General features: G+C 63.9%; 21 protein-coding genes. 17 read left to right on the plus strand and 4 right to left on the minus strand.

Annotation, left to right across the window (positions count from 1 at the left end):
- Positions 1-51: 51 nt before the first annotated feature.
- From cobO to R9B85_RS18775, 15 genes are all read left to right on the plus strand, one after another.
- Positions 52-663 carry a cob(I)yrinic acid a,c-diamide adenosyltransferase gene (gene cobO / locus R9B85_RS18705; protein WP_013971375.1) on the plus strand — a complete coding sequence of 204 codons (612 nt, stop codon included), beginning with the start codon at positions 52-54 and terminating at the stop codon, positions 661-663.
- A complete protein-coding gene (locus R9B85_RS18710; RefSeq protein WP_112252661.1) occupies positions 660-1,955 on the plus strand; it encodes a cobyrinate a,c-diamide synthase in 1,296 nt (431 codons plus the stop codon). Before cobO ends, R9B85_RS18710 begins: the two co-directional genes overlap by 4 nt.
- Complete coding sequence (gene bluB, locus R9B85_RS18715; RefSeq protein ID WP_112252660.1) at positions 1,952-2,602, plus strand: 5,6-dimethylbenzimidazole synthase; 651 nt, start codon at positions 1,952-1,954, stop codon at positions 2,600-2,602. Before R9B85_RS18710 ends, bluB begins: the two co-directional genes overlap by 4 nt.
- Positions 2,599-3,507, plus strand: a complete 909-nt coding sequence (gene cbiB, locus R9B85_RS18720) for an adenosylcobinamide-phosphate synthase CbiB (protein ID WP_112252659.1) — start codon at positions 2,599-2,601, stop codon at positions 3,505-3,507. Before bluB ends, cbiB begins: the two co-directional genes overlap by 4 nt.
- Entirely contained in the window at positions 3,500-4,492 is a 993-nt protein-coding gene (gene cobD / locus R9B85_RS18725; RefSeq protein ID WP_423770434.1) for a threonine-phosphate decarboxylase CobD, read from the plus strand. Before cbiB ends, cobD begins: the two co-directional genes overlap by 8 nt.
- Positions 4,489-5,943: a cobyric acid synthase gene (locus tag R9B85_RS18730; RefSeq protein ID WP_423770435.1), complete on the plus strand. Its 1,455-nt coding sequence runs from the start codon at positions 4,489-4,491 to the stop codon at positions 5,941-5,943. The genes cobD and R9B85_RS18730 overlap by 4 nt, the downstream gene beginning before the upstream one ends.
- Before the next feature lies 1 nt (position 5,944).
- The gene (gene cobU / locus R9B85_RS18735; RefSeq protein ID WP_112252656.1) at positions 5,945-6,466 is read left to right on the plus strand and encodes a bifunctional adenosylcobinamide kinase/adenosylcobinamide-phosphate guanylyltransferase; all 522 of its coding nucleotides are present in this window, start codon (positions 5,945-5,947) and stop codon (positions 6,464-6,466) included.
- A 169-nt stretch (positions 6,467-6,635) separates the two neighbouring features.
- Positions 6,636-7,691, plus strand: coding sequence for a nicotinate-nucleotide--dimethylbenzimidazole phosphoribosyltransferase (cobT, locus tag R9B85_RS18740; protein ID WP_375149731.1), 1,056 nt, complete (start codon positions 6,636-6,638; stop codon positions 7,689-7,691).
- A complete protein-coding gene (gene cobC / locus R9B85_RS18745; RefSeq protein ID WP_215520375.1) occupies positions 7,688-8,254 on the plus strand; it encodes an alpha-ribazole phosphatase family protein in 567 nt (188 codons plus the stop codon). The genes cobT and cobC overlap by 4 nt, the downstream gene beginning before the upstream one ends.
- A gap of 1 nt (position 8,255) precedes the next feature.
- Positions 8,256-8,978, plus strand: a complete 723-nt coding sequence (locus R9B85_RS18750) for an adenosylcobinamide-GDP ribazoletransferase (RefSeq protein ID WP_252378638.1) — start codon at positions 8,256-8,258, stop codon at positions 8,976-8,978.
- 222 nt (positions 8,979-9,200) lie between these two features.
- Positions 9,201-10,316, plus strand: a complete 1,116-nt coding sequence (locus R9B85_RS18755; protein WP_423771072.1) for a glycoside hydrolase family 5 protein — start codon at positions 9,201-9,203, stop codon at positions 10,314-10,316.
- A 96-nt stretch (positions 10,317-10,412) separates the two neighbouring features.
- Positions 10,413-10,817, plus strand: a complete 405-nt coding sequence (locus tag R9B85_RS18760) for a MarR family winged helix-turn-helix transcriptional regulator (protein WP_112252652.1) — start codon at positions 10,413-10,415, stop codon at positions 10,815-10,817.
- A 63-nt stretch (positions 10,818-10,880) separates the two neighbouring features.
- Positions 10,881-12,083: an MFS transporter gene (locus R9B85_RS18765; protein WP_112252651.1), complete on the plus strand. Its 1,203-nt coding sequence runs from the start codon at positions 10,881-10,883 to the stop codon at positions 12,081-12,083.
- The gene (locus R9B85_RS18770) at positions 12,080-12,202 is read left to right on the plus strand and encodes a hypothetical protein (protein ID WP_256474626.1); all 123 of its coding nucleotides are present in this window, start codon (positions 12,080-12,082) and stop codon (positions 12,200-12,202) included. The genes R9B85_RS18765 and R9B85_RS18770 overlap by 4 nt, the downstream gene beginning before the upstream one ends.
- Positions 12,203-12,248: 46 nt before the next feature.
- Positions 12,249-12,800, plus strand: coding sequence for a glutathione peroxidase (locus R9B85_RS18775; RefSeq protein ID WP_112252650.1), 552 nt, complete (start codon positions 12,249-12,251; stop codon positions 12,798-12,800).
- A 166-nt stretch (positions 12,801-12,966) separates the two neighbouring features.
- On the opposite strand, the gene R9B85_RS18780 is transcribed toward R9B85_RS18775, so the two are convergent.
- Positions 12,967-13,227 (minus strand): DUF2798 domain-containing protein, encoded by a 261-nt coding sequence (locus tag R9B85_RS18780; RefSeq protein ID WP_207877106.1) that lies wholly within the window; start codon positions 13,225-13,227, stop codon positions 12,967-12,969.
- Between the two features lie 114 nt (positions 13,228-13,341).
- Here R9B85_RS18780 and R9B85_RS18785 point away from each other — a divergent pair, with 114 nt between their 5' ends.
- Positions 13,342-14,271 carry a LysR family transcriptional regulator gene (locus tag R9B85_RS18785; RefSeq protein ID WP_112249366.1) on the plus strand — a complete coding sequence of 310 codons (930 nt, stop codon included), beginning with the start codon at positions 13,342-13,344 and terminating at the stop codon, positions 14,269-14,271.
- 42 nt (positions 14,272-14,313) lie between these two features.
- Here R9B85_RS18785 and R9B85_RS18790 read toward each other — a convergent pair whose 3' ends face one another.
- The 3 genes from R9B85_RS18790 to R9B85_RS18800 form a co-directional block, all read right to left on the minus strand.
- Positions 14,314-15,579 carry an OmpP1/FadL family transporter gene (locus R9B85_RS18790; RefSeq protein ID WP_112249365.1) on the minus strand — a complete coding sequence of 422 codons (1,266 nt, stop codon included), beginning with the start codon at positions 15,577-15,579 and terminating at the stop codon, positions 14,314-14,316.
- Positions 15,580-15,726: 147 nt separating this feature from the next.
- Positions 15,727-16,209, minus strand: coding sequence for a hypothetical protein (locus tag R9B85_RS18795; RefSeq protein WP_025338041.1), 483 nt, complete (start codon positions 16,207-16,209; stop codon positions 15,727-15,729).
- Between the two features lie 249 nt (positions 16,210-16,458).
- Positions 16,459-16,683, minus strand: a complete 225-nt coding sequence (locus tag R9B85_RS18800) for a hypothetical protein (RefSeq protein ID WP_003257337.1) — start codon at positions 16,681-16,683, stop codon at positions 16,459-16,461.
- Positions 16,684-17,634: 951 nt separating this feature from the next.
- Between R9B85_RS18800 and R9B85_RS18805 the strand changes: the two genes are divergently transcribed.
- Positions 17,635-18,054, plus strand: a complete 420-nt coding sequence (locus tag R9B85_RS18805; protein WP_025338042.1) for a tetratricopeptide repeat protein — start codon at positions 17,635-17,637, stop codon at positions 18,052-18,054.
- Positions 18,055-18,147 lie beyond the last annotated feature (93 nt).

Consider the following 18,147-nt stretch of genomic DNA (forward strand, 5'->3'; position numbering starts at 1 on the left):
CTTTTACCTGTCGCCGCGCGTTGCCGTGGCGCCAGCCAGCGGAGAACCCTGATGAGCGAATCCACCGAACGCGACGAACGCCACCTGGCGCGCATGCAGCGCAAGAAGGCGATCATCGACGAACGTATCGCCAATTCCCCCAACGAATGCGGCCTGCTGCTGGTGCTGACCGGCAATGGCAAGGGCAAGAGCAGCTCGGCCTTCGGTATGCTCGCTCGCGCCCTGGGCCATGGCATGCAGTGCGGTGTGGTGCAGTTCATCAAAGGCCGCAACAGCACCGGCGAGGAGCTGTTCTTCCGCCGCTTCCCCGAGCAGGTGCGCTACCACGTGATGGGCGAAGGCTTTACCTGGGAAACCCAGGACCGCCAGCGCGACATCGCCGCCGCCGAAGCGGCCTGGGCCGTGTCGCGCCAGTTGCTGCAAGACCCGAGCGTGCAGTTCGTGGTGCTCGATGAACTGAACATCGCCCTCAAGCACGGCTACCTCGACCTTGATCAGGTGCTGTCCGACATCCAGGCCCGCCCACCGATGCAGCATGTAATCGTCACTGGCCGTGCCGCGAAACCCGAGATGATCGAGCTGGCCGACACCGTGACCGAGATGGGCATGCTCAAGCACGCGTTCCAGGCCGGCATTCGTGCACAGAAGGGCGTGGAGCTGTGAGCCAGCCGCGCCATTGCCCCGCCGTACTGATCGCGGCACCGGCCTCTGGCCAGGGCAAGACCACCGTCACCGCCGCCCTGGCCCGCCTGCACCGCAACCTCGGGCGCAAGGTGCGGGTGTTCAAGTGCGGGCCCGACTTTCTCGACCCGATGATCCTCGAGCGGGCCAGCGGCGCGCCGGTGTATCAGCTCGACCTGTGGATGATCGGCGCCGAGGAAAGCCGCCGCCTGCTGTGGGAAGCCGCCGGCGAGGCCGACCTGATCCTGATCGAAGGGGTGATGGGGCTGTTCGACGGCACGCCGTCCAGCGCCGACCTGGCGCGCCACTTCGGCGTGCCGGTGCTGGCGGTGATCGATGGCACGGCCATGGCCCAGACCTTCGGCGCCCTGGCCTTGGGCCTGGCGCGCTACCAGGCGGACCTGCCATTTGCCGGTGTGCTGGCCAACCGGGTTGGCAGCCTGCGCCATGCGCAACTGCTGGAAGGCAGCCTGACCGAAGGCCTGCGCTGGTATGGGGGCTTGTCCCGCGAGCGCGGTATCGAGCTGCCCAGCCGCCACCTGGGGCTGGTCCAGGCCAGCGAACTGAACGACCTGGACGCGCGCCTGGATGCCGCTGCCGAGGCGCTTGGTGCCAGTTGCGATGCTGCCTTGCCGCCGCCAGTGGCCTTTGCCGAACCCGAACCGCAAGCCAGTGCTGCCTCGTTGACCGGTGTGCGCATTGGCGTGGCGCGGGACGAGGCCTTTGCCTTCACCTATGGCGCCAACCTCGACCTGCTGCGCAAGCTGGGGGCACAGCTGGAGTTTTTCTCGCCGCTGCATGACCGCGAGCTGCCAGCAGTGGACAGCCTGTACCTGCCGGGCGGTTATCCCGAACTGCACCATCACGCCCTGGCCGCCAATGCGCCGATGAGCGAGGCGATACGCGCCCATCACGCCTTGGGCAAACCGTTGCTGGCAGAGTGCGGCGGCATGCTGTACCTGCTCGATGCCCTGACTGACGTAGCCGGCGAGCGTGCCGAACTGCTCGGCCTGCTGCCCGGCGAAGCAACCATGCAGAAGCGCCTGGCAGCCCTGGCGCTGCAGGCGGTGGAACTACCGGAAGGCACCTTGCGCGGGCACACCTATCACCATTCGCTGACCAGTACCGCACTGGAGCCGATTGCCCGAGGCCTGAGCCCCAACGGCGGGCGTGGCAACGAAGCGGTGTACCGCCTGGGTCGGCTGACGGCTTCCTACGTGCACTTCTACTTCCCCTCCAACCCAGATGCGGCGGCGGCGCTGTTGCGACCATGAGCGAGCACGCCTACAGCGACGTCGAGCGCGCCGCGATCTACCGGGCCATCGGCGAACGCCGTGACATGCGCCACTTCGCCGGTGGCGAGGTAGCCCCGGAACTGCTGGGCCGCCTGTTGGCTGCCGCGCACCAGGCACCGAGCGTCGGGTTGATGCAGCCCTGGCGTTTCATCCGCATCACCCGGCGCGACCTGCGCACGCGCATCCAGGCATTGGTGGAAGCAGAGCGGGTACGTACCGCCGAAGCCTTGGGCGAACGCTCCGACGCCTTCATGAAACTGAAGGTGGAAGGCATCAACGACTGCGCCGAGCTGCTGGTGGCCGCCCTGATGGACAACCGCGAGCCGCATATCTTCGGCCGCCGCACTTTGCCCGAAATGGACCTGGCCTCGCTGGCCTGCGCCATCCAGAACCTGTGGCTGGCCGCCCGTGGCGAAGGCCTTGGCATGGGCTGGGTGTCGCTGTTCGACCCGCAGGCGCTGGCGGCGCTGCTGGGCATGCCGGCCGGGGCCAAGCCGGTCGCAGTGCTGTGCCTGGGGCCGGTAACCGAGTTCTACCCGGCACCGATGCTGGTGCTGGAAAACTGGGCCGAGGAACGGCCTTTGAGTGAAATGCTCTTTGAGAACCAATGGGGAGAGCACCAATGAGCGTGGCCTTGCTGACCGTGGCCGGGGTGGCCCTGGATGCCTTGCTGGGCGAGCCGCAGCGGCGCCACCCGCTGGTGGCCTTCGGCAACATGGCCAGTAACCTTGAGCGCCGCTTGAATGCCGGTGGGCGCGGCTGGCGCAGCCACGGGGTGAGCGCATGGTTCCTCGCCGTGGTGCCGCTTACCCTGTTGGCACTGATCCTCTCCTGGCTGCCGTATATCGGCTGGCTGGTCGATGTGCTGGCACTGTACTGCGCTGTCGGGCTGCGCAGCCTGGGCGAACATGTGTTGCCGGTGGCCAGTGCCTTGCGCCAGGGTGACCTACAGGAAGCGCGGCGCCGTGTGGGCTACCTGGTCAGCCGCGAAACCCGCGAACTGGACGAACCCGCGGTAGCCCGAGCGGCCACCGAATCGGTGCTGGAGAATGGCAGCGACGCGGTATTCGCCGCGCTGTTCTGGTTCGTGGTGGCTGGCGCGCCGGGCGTGGTGCTGTACCGCCTGAGCAACACCCTGGACGCCATGTGGGGCTACCGCAACGAGCGCTTCGAACGCTTCGGCTGGTGCGCGGCGCGCGTCGACGATGTGCTCAACTATATTCCCGCCAGGCTGGTGGCATTGACCTACGCGCTGCTGGGCAAGACCCGCCTGGCCCTGGCCTGCTGGCGCAAGCAGGGCCCGCTGTGGGATAGCCCCAATGCCGGGCCGGTGATGGCTGCCGGTGCTGGTGCGTTAGGGGTGGAACTCGGTGGGCCAGCGGTGTACCACGGCGAGCTGCATGAGCGGCCACGCCTGGGTGACGGGCCAGTGGCCGACGCCGACGCCATCGAGCGCGGCTGGGGCCTGGTGCAGCGCGGCGTATGGCTGTGGCTGTTGGTGATCTGCCTGGGGGCCTATATCAATGCTTGAACACGGAGGCCGCCTGCTGCGGGCGGTACGGCAATACGGCATCGCCCGCGAGCAGTGGCTCGATCTGTCCAGCGGCATTGCGCCATGGCCTTTTCCGATTCCACCGATTCCCATGGAGGCCTGGGCCCGCCTGCCGGAGACCGAGGACGGCCTGGAAGACGCTGCACGGGCGTATTACGGCGCCCGCCAATTGCTGGCGGTGGCTGGTTCCCAAGCTGCGATCCAGGCCTTGCCACTGCTGCGCGCAACCGGTCGGGTAGGGGTAATGACGCCGTGCTATGCCGAGCACCCCTACGCCTGGCAACGGGCGGGGCACCAGTTGCTGGAGCTGGACGAAACGCAGGTCGACGCGACGCTCGACAGCCTCGATGTACTGGTGCTGGTCAACCCCAACAACCCCACCGGCCGCCGGGTGCCGCGTGAGCGCCTGCTGGAGTGGCACGCGCGCCTGGCTGCCCGCGGTGGCTGGCTGTTGGTCGACGAAGCGTTCATGGACAACACCCCGGCGGATGGCGTGGTCGATTGTGCCGAGCGCCCAGGGCTGATCGTGCTGCGCTCGTTCGGCAAGTTCTTCGGCCTGGCTGGCGTGCGTCTCGGGTTCGTTGCCGCCGAACGCAGCCTGCTGCAGCGCCTGGCCGAGTTGCTCGGCCCGTGGACGGTCAATGGCCCGACCCGGGTGCTGGCCCAGGCCAGCCTGGCCGACCACGCTGCCCAGCGTATGCAGGTCGAACGCTGCGCCGCCGCCAGTCAGCGGCTGGCGATGCTGTTGCGCAGCGCCGACCTGGCGCCCAGCGGCGGTTGCGACCTGTTTCAGTACGTGCGCAGCGAGCATGCCGCGCACCTGCATGACTTTCTTGCCCGCCGCGGCATCCTGGTGCGGTTGTTCGAGCAGCCGCCAGCGGTACGCCTTGGGCTGCCAGAATGCGCGGCGGATGAGCTGCGCCTGGCCCATGCCCTGGCGGATTATCAAAAGGAAACGGCATGACTACGCTCATGGTGCAGGGCACCACCTCCGACGCCGGCAAGAGCACGCTGGTGACCGCACTGTGCCGCTGGCTGTTGCGCCAGGGCGTCGGCGTGGTGCCGTTCAAGCCGCAGAACATGGCGCTGAACAGCGCGGTGACCGCCGACGGCGGTGAAATCGGCCGGGCCCAGGCGGTTCAGGCCCAGGCCTGCCGGCTGCAACCGCACACCGACATGAACCCGGTGCTGCTCAAGCCCAACAGCGACACCGGCGCCCAGGTGATCATTCATGGTCGTGCCGTCACCAGCATGAATGCGGTGGCCTACCACGACTACAAGGCCATCGCCATGCAGGCGGTGCTGGCGTCGCACCAGCGCCTGAGCGCCGCCTGGCCGGTGGTCATGGTCGAGGGCGCGGGCTCGCCAGCGGAGATCAACCTGCGTGCCGGTGACATCGCCAACATGGGCTTTGCCGAAGCGGTGGACTGCTCGGTGATCCTGGTTGCCGACATCAATCGTGGTGGCGTGTTCGCCCATCTGGTCGGCACGCTGGAGCTGCTGTCGCCCAGTGAGCAAGCGCGGGTAAAGGGTTTTGTCATCAACCGCTTTCGCGGCGACATCGCCTTGCTGCAGCCGGGGCTGGACTGGCTGGAGCAGCGCACCGGCAAACCGGTGCTGGGTGTGCTGCCGTATGTCACCGACCTGCATCTGGAAGCCGAAGACGGCATCGATGTGCGCCAGGGGGCGAAGACCGAGCGCGTGCTCAAGGTGATCGTCCCGGTGCTGCCGCGTATCAGCAATCACACCGACTTCGACCCACTGCGCCTGCACCCCCAGGTGGACCTGCAGTTCATCGGCCCGGGCCAGCCGATCCCGGCTGCCGACCTGATCATCCTGCCGGGTTCCAAGAGTGTGCGCGGCGACCTGGCGCAACTGCGTGAGCGCGGTTGGGACAAGGCCATCGACCGGCACCTGCGTTATGGCGGCAAGCTGATCGGTATCTGCGGTGGCCTGCAGATGCTGGGCCGCGAAGTGCGTGACCCGCTTGGTCTTGAAGGGGGGGCTGGCTCCAGTCCGGGGCTTGGCCTGTTCGATTACGCCACGGTGCTCGAAGCCGAGAAGCAGCTGCGCAACGTCGTTGGCACGCTGAACCTCGACACAGTTCCGATTGCCGGTTACGAAATTCATGCCGGCGTCACCACGGGGCCTGCCCTGGAGCAGCCTGCCGTGCAACTTGCCGATGGCCGTTGCGATGGTGCTGTCAGTGCCGATGGCCAGATACTTGCCACCTACCTGCACGGCCTGTTCGAAGGCAGCCAGTCGTGCGCGGCGTTGCTGCGCTGGGCTGGCCTGGAGAATGTGCAGGTCATTGATTACGAGGCCCTGCGCGAACGCGATATCGAGCGCCTGGCCGACCTGGTGGAAAAGCACCTGGACACCGCGCGCCTGCGCCAACTCTGTGGGGTGGCCTGACATGCTCAACCTGATCCTCGGCGGCGCCCGCTCTGGCAAGAGCCGCCTGGCCGAACAACTGGCCAGCGCCAGTGGCCTGCCGGTGACCTACATCGCCACCAGCCAGCCGCTGGATGGTGAAATGAACGAACGTGTGCTGCTGCATCGCCAGCGTCGCCCCGGTGACTGGGGGGTGATCGAAGAACCCCTGGCCCTGGCCGCGGTACTGCGCGCCGAAGCGGCCGAAGGGCGGTGCCTGCTGGTGGATTGCCTGACCCTGTGGCTGACCAACCTGCTGATGCTCGAAGATGACCAGCGCCTGGCCGAGGAGCGTGATGCGCTGCTGGCCTGCCTGGAACAGTTGCCGGGCACGGTGATCCTGGTCAGTAACGAAACCGGCCTGGGCGTCGTGCCCATGGGTGAGCTGACCCGGCGCTATGTCGACCTGGCCGGCTGGCTGCACCAGGCTGTGGCCGAACGCTGTCAGCGCGTGGTGCTGACCGTGGCCGGCCTGCCCCTAATGCTCAAAGGACCCGCGCCGTGAGCATCTGGCAGGGCCCCTGTGGGAGCGGGTTTACCCGCGAACACCGGCGTAGCCGGTGCCATGCACCGCGTCGCATTTTTCGCGGGTGAACCCGCTCCCACAGGGTGCACGGCGCGCTTACGGAGTTTCTGTAAGCTTCCATTACCCAACTACGAACAGGCCCATGACCATGACCCAACCCTGGTGGCAATCCCCCTGCCAACCTCTCGACAACCCCGCCATGGACCAGGCCCGCGCCCGTCAGCAGCAGTTGACCAAACCTGCCGGTTCGCTGGGCCAGCTGGAAGGCCTGGCCATTCAGCTGGCCGGCCTGCAGGGCTGTGAGCGGCCGACCCTGGACCGCACCGCAATCAGCATTTTTGCCGGTGACCACGGCGTGGTCGAGGAAGGCATCTCGGCCTACCCGCAAGCGGTGACCGGGCAGATGCTGCGCAACTTCGTCGGCGGTGGCGCGGCGATCAGCGTGCTGGCGCGCCAGCTGCAGGCAAGCCTGGAAGTGGTCGACCTGGGCACCATCGACCCGCACCTGGAACTGCCTGGCGTGCGCCATCTGCGCCTGGGCGCCGGTACCGCCAACTTCGCCCGCCAGCCCGCGATGACCGAGGGCCAGGTTCAAGCCGCGCTGCAGGCCGGTCGCGATAGTGCCCTGCGCGCCGCCGAACAGGGCGCGCAGCTGTTCATCGGTGGCGAGATGGGGATTGGCAATACCACGGCTGCAGCTGCCCTGGCCAGCGTCTTGCTGTGCTGCCCGCCGGCTGAGTTGAGTGGCCCGGGTACCGGCCTGGATCACGCCGGGGTGCGGCACAAGGCCGAGGTCATCGAGCGAGCGCTGAGGCTGCATGGCCTGAGTGCCAGCGAACCATTGCAGGCACTGGGCTGTGTCGGTGGTTTCGAGATCGCGGCCTTGGCCGGTGCCTACATTGGTTGCGCGCAGGCAGGTATCGCGGTACTGGTGGACGGCTTCATCTGCAGTGTCGCCGCGCTGCTGGCGGTGCGTCTCAACCCGCAGTGCCGGGCTTGGCTGCTGTTCGCCCACCAAGGCGCAGAGCCTGGGCACAAAGCCTTGCTCGACGCGTTGCAGGCCGAACCGTTGCTGGCGCTGGGCCTGCGCCTGGGCGAGGGCAGTGGGGCTGCCCTGGCCGTGCCGCTGTTGCGCCTGGCCTGTGCGTTGCACGGGCAGATGGCGACCTTCGCCGAGGCTGCGGTGGCGGATCGCCCGGCATGATCCTCGATCTGCTGCGCCATGGCGAAACGGAACAGGGCGGCCTGCGTGGCAGCCTTGATGATGCCTTGACCGACAAGGGCTGGGCGCAGATGCGCCATGCCGTGGCCGAAGCCGGCCCGTGGGAGGTGCTGGTCAGTTCGCCGTTGCAGCGCTGTGCGCGTTTTGCCGAGGAACTGGGCGAGCGGCTGAACCTGCCCGTACAGCGCGAAGCGGCGTTACAGGAGCTGCATTTTGGCGACTGGGAGGGCCGTAGTGCAGCGCAGATCATGGAAGACCAGGCGGACGCGCTGGGGCGGTTCTGGGCGGACCCTTACGCGTTTACCCCGCCAAATGGCGAGCCGGTCGAGGCGTTCGCCGAGCGCGTGCTGGCTGCTGTCGAACGCTTGAGTCGGCAGCATGCCGGCAAGCGCGTGCTGCTGATCACCCATGGTGGCGTGATGCGGCTGCTGCTGGCCCGTGCCCGTGGTTTGCCGAGGGCACAGTTACTGCAGGTCGAAGTCGGCCACGCTGCGCTGATGCGGCTGGTGCCGGGTAATGACGGCCAGTTGGTCGAGGGGCGCTGAAATGTTGCCGTTGTGGATTGCCTTGCAATTTCTCAGCAGCCTGCCGGTGACTCTGCCAGGCATGCCAGCGCCGCGCGAGATAGGCCGCTCGCTGCTCTGCTACCCACTGGTCGGGTTGCTGTTCGGCCTGTTGCTGTGGCTGGCCAGCCACCTGCTGCAGGGTGCACCGACGCCGCTGCACGCGGCCCTGCTGCTGACATTGTGGGTGCTGCTCAGTGGCGCTTTGCACCTGGATGGCCTGGCAGACAGTGCCGACGCCTGGCTTGGCGGTTTCGGTGACCGCGAACGCACCCTGCTGATCATGAAAGACCCGCGTAGTGGGCCGATTGCCGTGGTCACCCTGGTGCTGGTGCTGTTGCTGAAGTTCTGCGCGTTGTGGGTGCTGGTCGAGCGGGGCATTGGCGCACAGTTGCTACTGGCACCCTTGATCGGGCGGGCAGCAATGCTTGGGCTGTTCCTGAGTACGCCTTATGTACGGCAGGGTGGTTTGGGGCAGGCGCTGGCCGAGCATCTTCCCCGGCATGCGGCCGGGTGGGTGCTGCTGGGCTGTGTGCTTTTCTGCCTGGTCCTGGGCGGGTGGATCGTGCTGCTGGCGTTCGCCGTGTTTGCCTGGTTGCGACAGCTGATGTGCCGGCGCCTGGGCGGGGCTACCGGCGATACCGCCGGTGCAATGCTGGAGCTGCTCGAACTGGCCGTGGTGCTGGGGTTGGCGTTGGGCCTCTGAGTCTTGCTCCTGCAAGTGACCGCGCAAGCAGGATGTTTCTGTAGGGCGTTTCTGAGCCTAACGTGTCGGTAAATTCCTGAAAAACTCAGCAAGAGCCGACATCTTTTCACTGGCGTATGCTTGCCCCTCCGCTAACTGTCGAGGAGTGTCGGCACCATGCGTCATGTCATTCTCGCTGCGTTTCTGTTGGCCATGGTGCCCGCAGCCATGGCAGCCGATCTCATGGCTTTCTGGAACAGCCCCCGCCACGGTGGCAACAGCTTCAACCGGCTGCCACCTGATCAAGCCTACTTCGACGCCTTGGGCGGTTATGGCGCAACTTGGGTGCGGCTGTCCTACGACAAGTGGCAGCCGGCAGAACGCGACTTCCTCCTCGGCGATGCCGATGCCTACCAAGGCCTGCCTGCCACCGACGTGGCCACGCTGAGAGCCACCCTCGACCGCGCCCACAAGGCCGGCCTCAAGGTGGTCATCGCACCGCTTTCGCTACCCGGCATGCGTTGGTCGCAAAACAATCAGGGCCAGTTCGACGACCGCCTCTGGCAAGACAAACGCTACTGGTTGCAGGCTGCGGCGTTCTGGCGGGATCTGGCCCGTGAGCTGAAAGGCCACCCGGCCATCGCTGCCTACAACCTGGTCAACGAGCCCGCCCCGGAGAAGCAAGGTGGCCTGGCCGAGCATGCCGACCCTGGGCAAATGCAGCAGTGGTATGCACGGCAGCAGGGCGGTGCGCGTGATCTGCCTGCCTTGTATCGGCAGTTGATAGCAGCCATTCGCGAGGAGGACTCCGACACGCCGGTCATGCTCGATGCCGGCTGGTTCGCCGCCGCCGACGCTTTCGGTTACTGGCCGGCACCTCTGGAGGACCAGCGGGTGCTGTACAGCGTACACATGTACGAGCCCTATCTGGTGACCAGTGCACCGAACATGACGCGCAAGCAACCCATCGCCTATCCCGGGCCGGCACCGTTCGCGGGGCAGGCGCAGCAATGGGATGGGCAACGTGTGGCGCAGTACCTGCGCCAGCCGCTGGACTGGGCCGCCGCCATGAAAGTGCCCAGCTCGCGCCTGGTGGTGGGCGAGTTCGGCTGCATGCGCAGGTTACCGGGCTGCCGGCAATACCTGGAAGACGTGCTCAGCGTGCTGGATCACTACCGGTTGCACTGGGCCTTCTACAGCTTTCGTGAAGATAACTGGGACGGCATGGACTACGAATTGGGCTCGGCCAAGGTGCCGTGGCGCTATTGGCAGGCAATCGAGCAGGGCGCTCCAGACCCGCTGGCGCGCAAGGCTACAGCGGAGTTCGAGCCGATTCGCAGGCGCTTGAACCCGGGCTGAGGGTTATGCCTGTCAGTTAGGTAACTTGGGGCTGCGTAGCAGCCCCGTTAACGCTTTCTCTTGCAACATTACTGACGCGGGTATATACACGTATCCATGCTGACCAGTGAATGTATCTGTACCCACCTGCGTCGTGCCGCCCGTGGGGTGAGCCGACATTACGACGAGGCCCTTGCCGGCTTTGGGGTCAATGTCGCCCAGTTTTCCCTGTTGCGTCATCTGCAGCGGCTCGATCGCCCCAGTATCACCACGTTGGCGGAAGCCATGGGCCTTGAGCGCAGTACCCTGGGCCGCAACCTGCGGGTGCTGGAGGCTGAAGGGCTGGTGGCCTTGGCCGATGGTGACGACCAGCGCAACCGCGTGGTGCTGCTGACCGAGGCCGGTACCCAGCTGCTGCGTGCGGCCCATCCGGCCTGGGAACAGGCACAGGCCGAACTGGTGGAGCGGCTGGGGACAGGGCAGCGGGATGAACTGGTGCGTTTGCTGAACCAACTGGCTTGATTTGATACGACTATAAGCGGGTATATACCCGTAAAACCTTGCGATGTGCTGGAGATAACGACAATGACTTCGGTGTGGCGAACCAGCGGGTGGGTATTGGTGGGGGCAGCGTTGATCCTGGCGCTATCCCTGGGTGTGCGGCACGGCTTCGGCCTGTTCCTGGCGCCGATGAGCGCGGACTTCGGCTGGGGGCGTGAGGTGTTCGCCTTCGCCATTGCCTTGCAGAACCTGATCTGGGGGCTGGCGCAACCGTTCGCTGGCGCCCTGGCCGACCGCCTGGGCGCGGCGCGGGTGGTGATCATTGGCGGTATTCTCTACGCTGCCGGGTTGGTGCTGATGGGCATGGCCGACTCTGCCTGGTCGTTGTCGCTGAGTGCCGGCTTGTTGATCGGTATGGGCCTGTCCGGCACCTCGTTCTCAGTCATCCTGGGCGTGGTCGGGCGTGCCGTGCCAGCGGAGAAGCGCAGCATGGCCATGGGCATTGCCAGTGCTGCCGGTTCTTTCGGCCAGTTCGCCATGTTGCCGGGCACCCTCGGCCTTATCCAGTGGCTGGGCTGGTCCGCAGCGTTGCTGGTGTTGGGCCTGATGGTGGCGCTGATCGTGCCCTTCGTCGGCCTGCTGCGTGACCGCCCGCTGCCCACTCATGGTGCCGAACAAACCCTGGGCCAGGCCCTGCGCGAGGCGTGCTCGCACTCCGGTTTCTGGTTGCTGGCGCTGGGCTTTTTCGTCTGTGGTTTCCAGGTGGTGTTCATTGGCGTGCACCTGCCGGCCTACCTGGTCGACCAGCACTTGGCTGCGACTACCGGCACAACGGTGCTGGCGCTGGTAGGCCTGTTCAATATCGTCGGCACCTTCACCGCCGGCTGGCTGGGCGGGCGCATGTCCAAGCCGCGCCTGCTGACCGGGTTGTACCTGCTGCGTGCGGTAGTGATCGTGCTGTTCCTGTGGGCGCCGGTGACTGAGATCAGCGCTTACCTGTTCGGCATCGCCATGGGCCTGCTGTGGTTGTCCACGGTGCCGTTGACCAACGGCACGGTGGCCACCTTGTTCGGCGTGCGCAACCTGTCCATGCTTGGCGGTATCGTCTTCCTGTTCCACCAGCTGGGCGCCTTCCTTGGCGGCTGGTTGGGCGGGGTGGTGTATGACCGCACCGGCAGCTACGACCTGGTCTGGCAGATTTCCATCCTGCTCAGCCTGCTGGCTGCCGCCCTCAACTGGCCGGTGCGCGAACGCCCGGTCGCCCGCCTGCAGGCCCAGGCTGCATGAACCGCTATGTGGCACAAGGGCTACTGGCCCTTGCCGCCCTGTTGCTGATGGCGCTGGTGTGGTGGGGCTGGCACAAGGGCGGGATGGCGTTGATGCAACTGGGCATGAGTGTTTGTTAGGCGCTACCCTGCAAGTTCAAGGATTGTCTTGCAGGAGAAACGAGTCATGCGTGCACATTGGTTGATGGTGCCGGTGCTGGCCCTGCTTGCCGGCGCATCGAGCTGGGCTGCCGATTGCCCGGCGTTGTTGCAAAGCAGCCTGCCAGAGTTGCGGGGCAAGGGGCAGGTGGACCTGTGCGAGCGCTTTGCCGGCAAGCCGCTGGTGGTGGTCAACACGGCCAGTTACTGCGGTTTTGCGCCGCAGTTCGAGGGGCTTGAGGCGACATACAAGGAATATCACGAGCAAGGCCTGGAAATGCTTGGCGTGCCGTCCAATGACTTCAAGCAGGAGGACGCCGATAGCGAGAAGACTGCCAAGGTCTGTTATGCCAACTATGGCGTCACCTTTACCATGACCAAGACACAGGCGGTGCGGGGCACGGATGCGATACCGCTGTTCGCGGAACTTGCCAGCCAGAGCAGTGCGCCGAAGTGGAATTTCTACAAGTACGTGGTGGACCGCAAGGGCAAGGTGATTGGTAACTTTTCCAGCCTGACCAAGCCGGATGACCCAGCATTCCGGGCAGCCATCGAAAAGGCCATTGCCTCCCAGCCATAACCTGGCTGCTCTTGCTCTTGCTCTTGCTCTTGCTCTTGCTTCGGCTTTTGCTTCTAAGCGCGCGATAGTTCAGGCGCCGCAGATTGCGACTTCAGGAGGCCGAGCAGAGGTCTTGCGGAGGGAGGTGACGGGCATGGATGCCCGGCAAGCGCTGAGGCCCCACGGGTTACTTTGCATGCACCGTAATCGCCACCAACCGCACTACCACCGGCCTGACCATCAACACACATACGAACGCCACAGGCATCGCCAACTGGTACGCCTTCAGCACGTTACCGAGATATTCGGCGTTAACCCCCGCATTCGCTGCCGTAATCACGAAACACATCAACAGCGCCATGATCGACGACATGTAGAAAGCAAAGACGTAGGGCATGGCCCCCGGGTGCAATTTGCGTCGACTGCGTGCCTGGGAGAGGTTGCTCATGCGAACTCCTGGAAGGTGGGTAAAGGCGCAAGTTAGCAACGCTCCGGGCAGCAGCTGTAGACCAGCCGTACTGAGTTCTTTATAAAGAGATTCTTACGAATCCAAAGGCTCAGCATGGACCTGCTCAACGCCATTCGCAGCTTCATCAAGGTGGTCGAAGCCGGCAGTATCGCCGCCGGTGCCCGCAACCTGGGCCTGAGCCCGGCTGCGGTCAGCCAGAACCTGGCACGCCTGGAAGGCCACTTGCAGGTTCGCCTGCTCAGCCGCACCACCCGCAGTATGGCGCTGACACCCGCCGGTACCCAGTACTACGAACGCGTCAGGCACATCGAACGCGACCTGGCCATGGCCGAACAGGCCGTCACCACCCCCGACAGTGAACCCCAGGGGCGGCTGTGCATTGCCTCGACATCCGCCTTCGGTCGCCACGTTCTGGCACCATTGATACCCGCATTCAGTGCCCGCTACCCACTACTTTCGATAGAGTTGGTAACGACTGATCGCCGGGTCAACCATGCTCGCGAAGATGTGGATGTGAGCCTGCGCATTGCTCCACAGCTGGAGGACCAGTTGGTGGCCCGGCATATCGCCCGTATACCATTCATTTGCTGTGCCTCGCCCGGTTACTTGCAAAGCGCCGGTATACCGGCCACGCCCGAGGGCTTGCGTGATCATCGCTGCCTGGTGTTCCGCTATCCGGTGGATGGGCGCTTCCTGCGTTGGGGCTTCATGCGCGACGGGCTGCGGTTCGAGGCAGAATTCGGCAGTGTCCTGATCAGCGACGACATCGATGCCCTGACCCAGATGGCACTGCACGATGGCGGCATCACCCGCCTGGCCGAGTTCATCGTCCGGCCGCATCTGGCCACCGGGGCGCTGGTGCCGTTGTTCGAATACAGCGACAGCGCCCAGGCCTATGCCCAGACCGAACCGATGGATATCTACCTGTGCCTGGCCGACCGCTTCGCCATGACCGCTAAAGTGCGTGTATTCATGGACTACCTTTGCGAAGCCCTGGGCGACAGCTGGCAGGTGCAAGCATGAAAAAACCGCCACGAGGGCGGTTTTTCATGTGAAGCGTACTGATCAGAAGCGGTAGGTGAGGGACGCACCGATACCGTGAGCGCTGTTCTCGTACTTGGCCTGGTAGCTGCCTTTGGTGGGGCTGACCTGGTTGACCTTGACGTCTTCTTCCCACAGGTAGGAATAGGCTACGTCGATGGTCATATCGTCGTTCGGGCTCCAGCCAGCACCCAGGCTGAATACCTTACGATCGCCAGTCGGAATGCGCGGCGAGCGGTCGTGGTTGTTGGTAGGCGACTGGTCGACGGTAAAGCCGGTGCGCAGTACCCACTCCTTGTTGACTTTGTAAGACGCACCAATGGCATGAGCCCAGGTGTCGTGCCAATTCTGGTCTTCCTTGATGGTCTCGAATGCCGAACCTGCAAGTTGCGCTGGGACATCGTTTTGCACGGTGATGTCTTCCAGACGGCTCCAGCGAGTCCAGGTGCTACCGGCGTACAGGGTCCACTGGTCATCGAGTTCGTGGGTGACCGAGAAATCGACCGATTCCGGTGTCTTGATCTTCAGTGTCGCATCGAACTTGTCACCGTTGAACGGTCCGATCAGCGGGGTGCTGACGCGAGTTTTGCCTTCCAGCTTGTAGTCGACCATCGAGTGGTAGGTCAGGCCGAGACGGGTGCGGTCGGTGGCCTGGACCAGGATGCCGATGTTGTAACCCACGGCGGTATCGTCACCCTTGATCTTTACCTCTCCGTCTTGACCACCCAGGAACGCGGGGGTAGGCAAGTTCGAGCCCAGTTCGCCCTTGATGCGGTTGAAGGTCGGGCCAAAACCGATCGAGACCTTGTCGTTGAAGGCGTAGCTTACGGTTGGCTGGAAGGTGATTACCTCGACATGGCTCTTCTTGCCCCAGTAACGTGCAGCGTCACCATCGCCGTAGTCGGTCACCAGGCCAAACGGTACGTAGACGCCGAAGCCTACGCTCCAGTGGTCGTCGATCGGTTTGACGTAGTAACCCATGGGCACACCAACGAGCGGCACCATGTCGCCATCGGTTTCCCCCCCAAAGTTGCTACCCGGGCCCGAGATGTCGGACTTGGCGATGACAGCTGCGCCACCCACGGTTACTTGTTCGCGCTTGAGGCGCGACATGCCAGCAGGGTTGCCAAATACGGTGCTGGCATCTTCGGCAGAAGACGAACGTCCCGCGAAACCGGTCCCCATGCTGCTGATGCTTTGCTCGTTCAGCGCGAAACCTGCGGCAAGCAGTTGGCTGGAAGCGAGGGCAACGGCAATGCCGAGGGAGGTTTTGAGCATTACTTTTTTCATTATTAGAAAACTCCTTGGGATCTCCGGGGCGAAAAGCTACCAACAAATCACCCGCCGCGCTATAGCCTCAATCGCAGGAGATAGAGCGGTTTTGTAGGACAATCCGACCAAAATTCCCTTTTTTCCGGTTTCGTTGTAGGACGTGTCTCAAGATGCCTGCGGCAATCTCTGATCTATGCAGGTATGCCAGGCGTGGGTGAAGTCGCGCAGGCGACCTTGGGGGTTGAAAATCTGTCGCCAGATCCGCGCCAGTGCGAGAAGGTCGTCGGCTGCAGGCAAGGGCGTGGCCTGCTCTTCGACGAGCATCCAGGCAATGGCGGTGGAATAGCGCAGGTTTACGGTGAGTTCCAGGTGCGGGCCGCCGAGGAAGGCGTGCTGGCTAGCCAGGCCGCGGACCAGGCTGGCCAGGTCGGGGTCTCGGGCAAGGTAGTCGTCCCAGATTGCCTGGTGACGGTGTTCGCCGATACGGTACAGACCGTGGCCACGACGGTCGTGCAAGGCCGACCCCAGGGCCGACTGGCTGGCGGCGATGCCAAGCAGCAAGGCTTCGGCGCTGGCGCAGTGACGGTTCAGGTAGACCAGGGTAGGCCGGATCACATACTGACACAATTCATTCGCCGCGATACCCATGATGCCCTCGAGCAGTTAGGGGCCGGACGGGCGCTGGAGCTTGGCAGCTGGTGAGTGATCAGGCCCGCCGGAAGCGGCAAGCACCGCTCGAGTTGAAGTGTAGTGTGATAATCGTGGTGTAAAGGGCTGTTTTTAAATCGATTGCTGCCTGACGTTTCGGGCTATATGCCTTAAGGCAATTACGCCACGAACGTTCAGGCAGGCTTGCGATGTGATCATTCAGCGCTTGAATACCGCAATATTCGCCACTCACGCAGTGAGCGACTGGCGGGTGCGGGCGATGACCGCCTGCAGCGGTTCACTGCGGCTGTACTGTTCGGGGTACAGCCGTTCGGTATGGCAGGCGACGCCGTGTTCGTCTACCAGGGTAAAGCTGAAGCTGCCCTTGCGAGGGGCAACGATAAGGCACTTCAACGGCGAGAAGGCCTGGGAGAGGGTGCCAATGGCAGCCTGAATCTGATGATGAGTTTGCATATTGTTGGAGGTTCCTGCTTTAAACACGGGGTTATGATCCGTGCATGATAGAAACGTTCCAGTGACGCCTTTATTAAGGGACGAATGAACCTGACTGGAACAGGGCAGCCAGAGGGAGCGCAATCAAAGGTGGGCGCTTGGGCTGACTGGTAGGTACTTCAGAAGGCAGGCAGCACGCCGGGGCCATGGTTCTAGGCCGTCGGGGTGGGATCCTGATCAATCTGTCACGTGATTCGTGCTTGAACAGCGCTGGGCTGGCGAGTGAATCATCGAATTGGCCGGTCCTGGTTTCAGCAGCGCCACCCTTGGGAGGAGCGGGTCTGCAAGGACGCTCAAGGCCAGAATTGACTTTCAGCTTGGTACTAACGAGGCGCACCTTAACGGAAATACAGGCGCTTGGCAAGCATTTCATGTTTGTTCAGGTGAGCCGAGCAGTATGGCGCGTATTTGCTCTGCTGGGAAGAGGGGGCAAAAAGCCCGCATCCGGCCGGATGTACCGATTTCGTGCACTCAAATGAAGGTTTATGGTGCACTTGTTCACATTCGGAGCAGCGCTTGCAACTGGCTCGCAGTACGCCACAACCGCTTCGCCAATGCCTTGACTGGACGGTTAAGTCAATGAAAAAAAACACTATTTTTAGCTGGTGAAAAAATCGTCAGTTTGAGCGAAAGCCCCAATTCATGGGGGTTTGCGAGGGATGTGGGGTGGTTGTCCACCGAGTTATCCACAGGAACTGTGGATTGTCCCGAGCGCTTGCTCTAGGACGGGCGTGCCAGCAATACAGTGAACTGTCCGACAATCGACATGCTCCGGAAGCCCTCTTGGTCATCCACTTGAAAACGTCAAGAAAAGATCATTGAAAATTTTTTCAATCCTCCGGAAATCGAAAGGCCAAGGTGCAAAAAAAAGGGTAAAGTGGCGCGCCTTTCGAGTTGCCATACCTGTTGCTCATGAAGTTTCGCGGTAAACCCCTCGCCAGCCCCGCAGCATCCACGCCTGCGCCTCCCCCCAAACGGTTTTCCCTCAAAGTGGCCTTGTGGCTGCTCGATAACCCGCGCCTGGGTGACAAGCCGCAGGTCAAGCACCTGGCCGGGCGTCTGTTGAAACAGCCAGCACGTCAGGGTGTGGTAGTGGCGCAAAGCCGGCTGGGGCAGATGTTGTGCCGTGATTGCGGCAATGCCCGTGACCGGCGTATTGGCCATGAACTGCTGCGCCAGGCTGCCCGCGCCGGTGACCGGCGGGCGCAGCTGGAATACGCGCGACTGTGCCAGCACAGCGAGCCGGAGCAGGCGCGGTACTGGCTGGAGCTGGCGGCGGGGCAGGGGTCGCAGGAGGCGCGGCGGCTTTTGAGGCAGTGGTTTCATGCCTGAGGTGTGTTGCCAGCACTGGCCTCTTCGCGGGTAAACCCGCTCCCACAGGAATAGCTATACCTCGGATACTGTGCAATCCCTGTGGGAGCGGGG

The organism is Pseudomonas sp. NLJ1 (genome assembly GCF_049486705.1).
Classification (GTDB): Bacteria; Pseudomonadota; Gammaproteobacteria; order Pseudomonadales; family Pseudomonadaceae; genus Aquipseudomonas; species Aquipseudomonas inefficax.

What these genes read in the sequence shown, in the direction of transcription:
- R9B85_RS18765 (WP_112252651.1), top strand. Translation starts at nt 10,881, where the DNA reads ATGACTTCGGTGTGGCGAACCAGCGGGTGGGTATTGGTGGGGGCAGCG.
- R9B85_RS18800 (WP_003257337.1), bottom strand. Translation starts at nt 16,683, where the DNA reads ATGCAAACTCATCATCAGATTCAGGCTGCCATTGGCACCCTCTCCCAG.
- R9B85_RS18750 (WP_252378638.1), top strand. Translation starts at nt 8,256, where the DNA reads ATGTTGCCGTTGTGGATTGCCTTGCAATTTCTCAGCAGCCTGCCGGTG.
- R9B85_RS18760 (WP_112252652.1), top strand. Translation starts at nt 10,413, where the DNA reads ATGCTGACCAGTGAATGTATCTGTACCCACCTGCGTCGTGCCGCCCGT.
- R9B85_RS18775 (WP_112252650.1), top strand. Translation starts at nt 12,249, where the DNA reads ATGCGTGCACATTGGTTGATGGTGCCGGTGCTGGCCCTGCTTGCCGGC.
- R9B85_RS18790 (WP_112249365.1), bottom strand. Translation starts at nt 15,579, where the DNA reads ATGAAAAAAGTAATGCTCAAAACCTCCCTCGGCATTGCCGTTGCCCTC.
- R9B85_RS18795 (WP_025338041.1), bottom strand. Translation starts at nt 16,209, where the DNA reads ATGGGTATCGCGGCGAATGAATTGTGTCAGTATGTGATCCGGCCTACC.
- R9B85_RS18785 (WP_112249366.1), top strand. Translation starts at nt 13,342, where the DNA reads ATGGACCTGCTCAACGCCATTCGCAGCTTCATCAAGGTGGTCGAAGCC.
- R9B85_RS18755 (WP_423771072.1), top strand. Translation starts at nt 9,201, where the DNA reads ATGGCTTTCTGGAACAGCCCCCGCCACGGTGGCAACAGCTTCAACCGG.
- cobT (WP_375149731.1), top strand. Translation starts at nt 6,636, where the DNA reads ATGACCCAACCCTGGTGGCAATCCCCCTGCCAACCTCTCGACAACCCC.
- R9B85_RS18730 (WP_423770435.1), top strand. Translation starts at nt 4,489, where the DNA reads ATGACTACGCTCATGGTGCAGGGCACCACCTCCGACGCCGGCAAGAGC.
- cobU (WP_112252656.1), top strand. Translation starts at nt 5,945, where the DNA reads ATGCTCAACCTGATCCTCGGCGGCGCCCGCTCTGGCAAGAGCCGCCTG.
- cobO (WP_013971375.1), top strand. Translation starts at nt 52, where the DNA reads ATGAGCGAATCCACCGAACGCGACGAACGCCACCTGGCGCGCATGCAG.
- R9B85_RS18770 (WP_256474626.1), top strand. Translation starts at nt 12,080, where the DNA reads ATGAACCGCTATGTGGCACAAGGGCTACTGGCCCTTGCCGCCCTGTTG.
- cobC (WP_215520375.1), top strand. Translation starts at nt 7,688, where the DNA reads ATGATCCTCGATCTGCTGCGCCATGGCGAAACGGAACAGGGCGGCCTG.
- R9B85_RS18780 (WP_207877106.1), bottom strand. Translation starts at nt 13,227, where the DNA reads ATGAGCAACCTCTCCCAGGCACGCAGTCGACGCAAATTGCACCCGGGG.
- cobD (WP_423770434.1), top strand. Translation starts at nt 3,500, where the DNA reads ATGCTTGAACACGGAGGCCGCCTGCTGCGGGCGGTACGGCAATACGGC.
- bluB (WP_112252660.1), top strand. Translation starts at nt 1,952, where the DNA reads ATGAGCGAGCACGCCTACAGCGACGTCGAGCGCGCCGCGATCTACCGG.
- R9B85_RS18805 (WP_025338042.1), top strand. Translation starts at nt 17,635, where the DNA reads ATGAAGTTTCGCGGTAAACCCCTCGCCAGCCCCGCAGCATCCACGCCT.
- cbiB (WP_112252659.1), top strand. Translation starts at nt 2,599, where the DNA reads ATGAGCGTGGCCTTGCTGACCGTGGCCGGGGTGGCCCTGGATGCCTTG.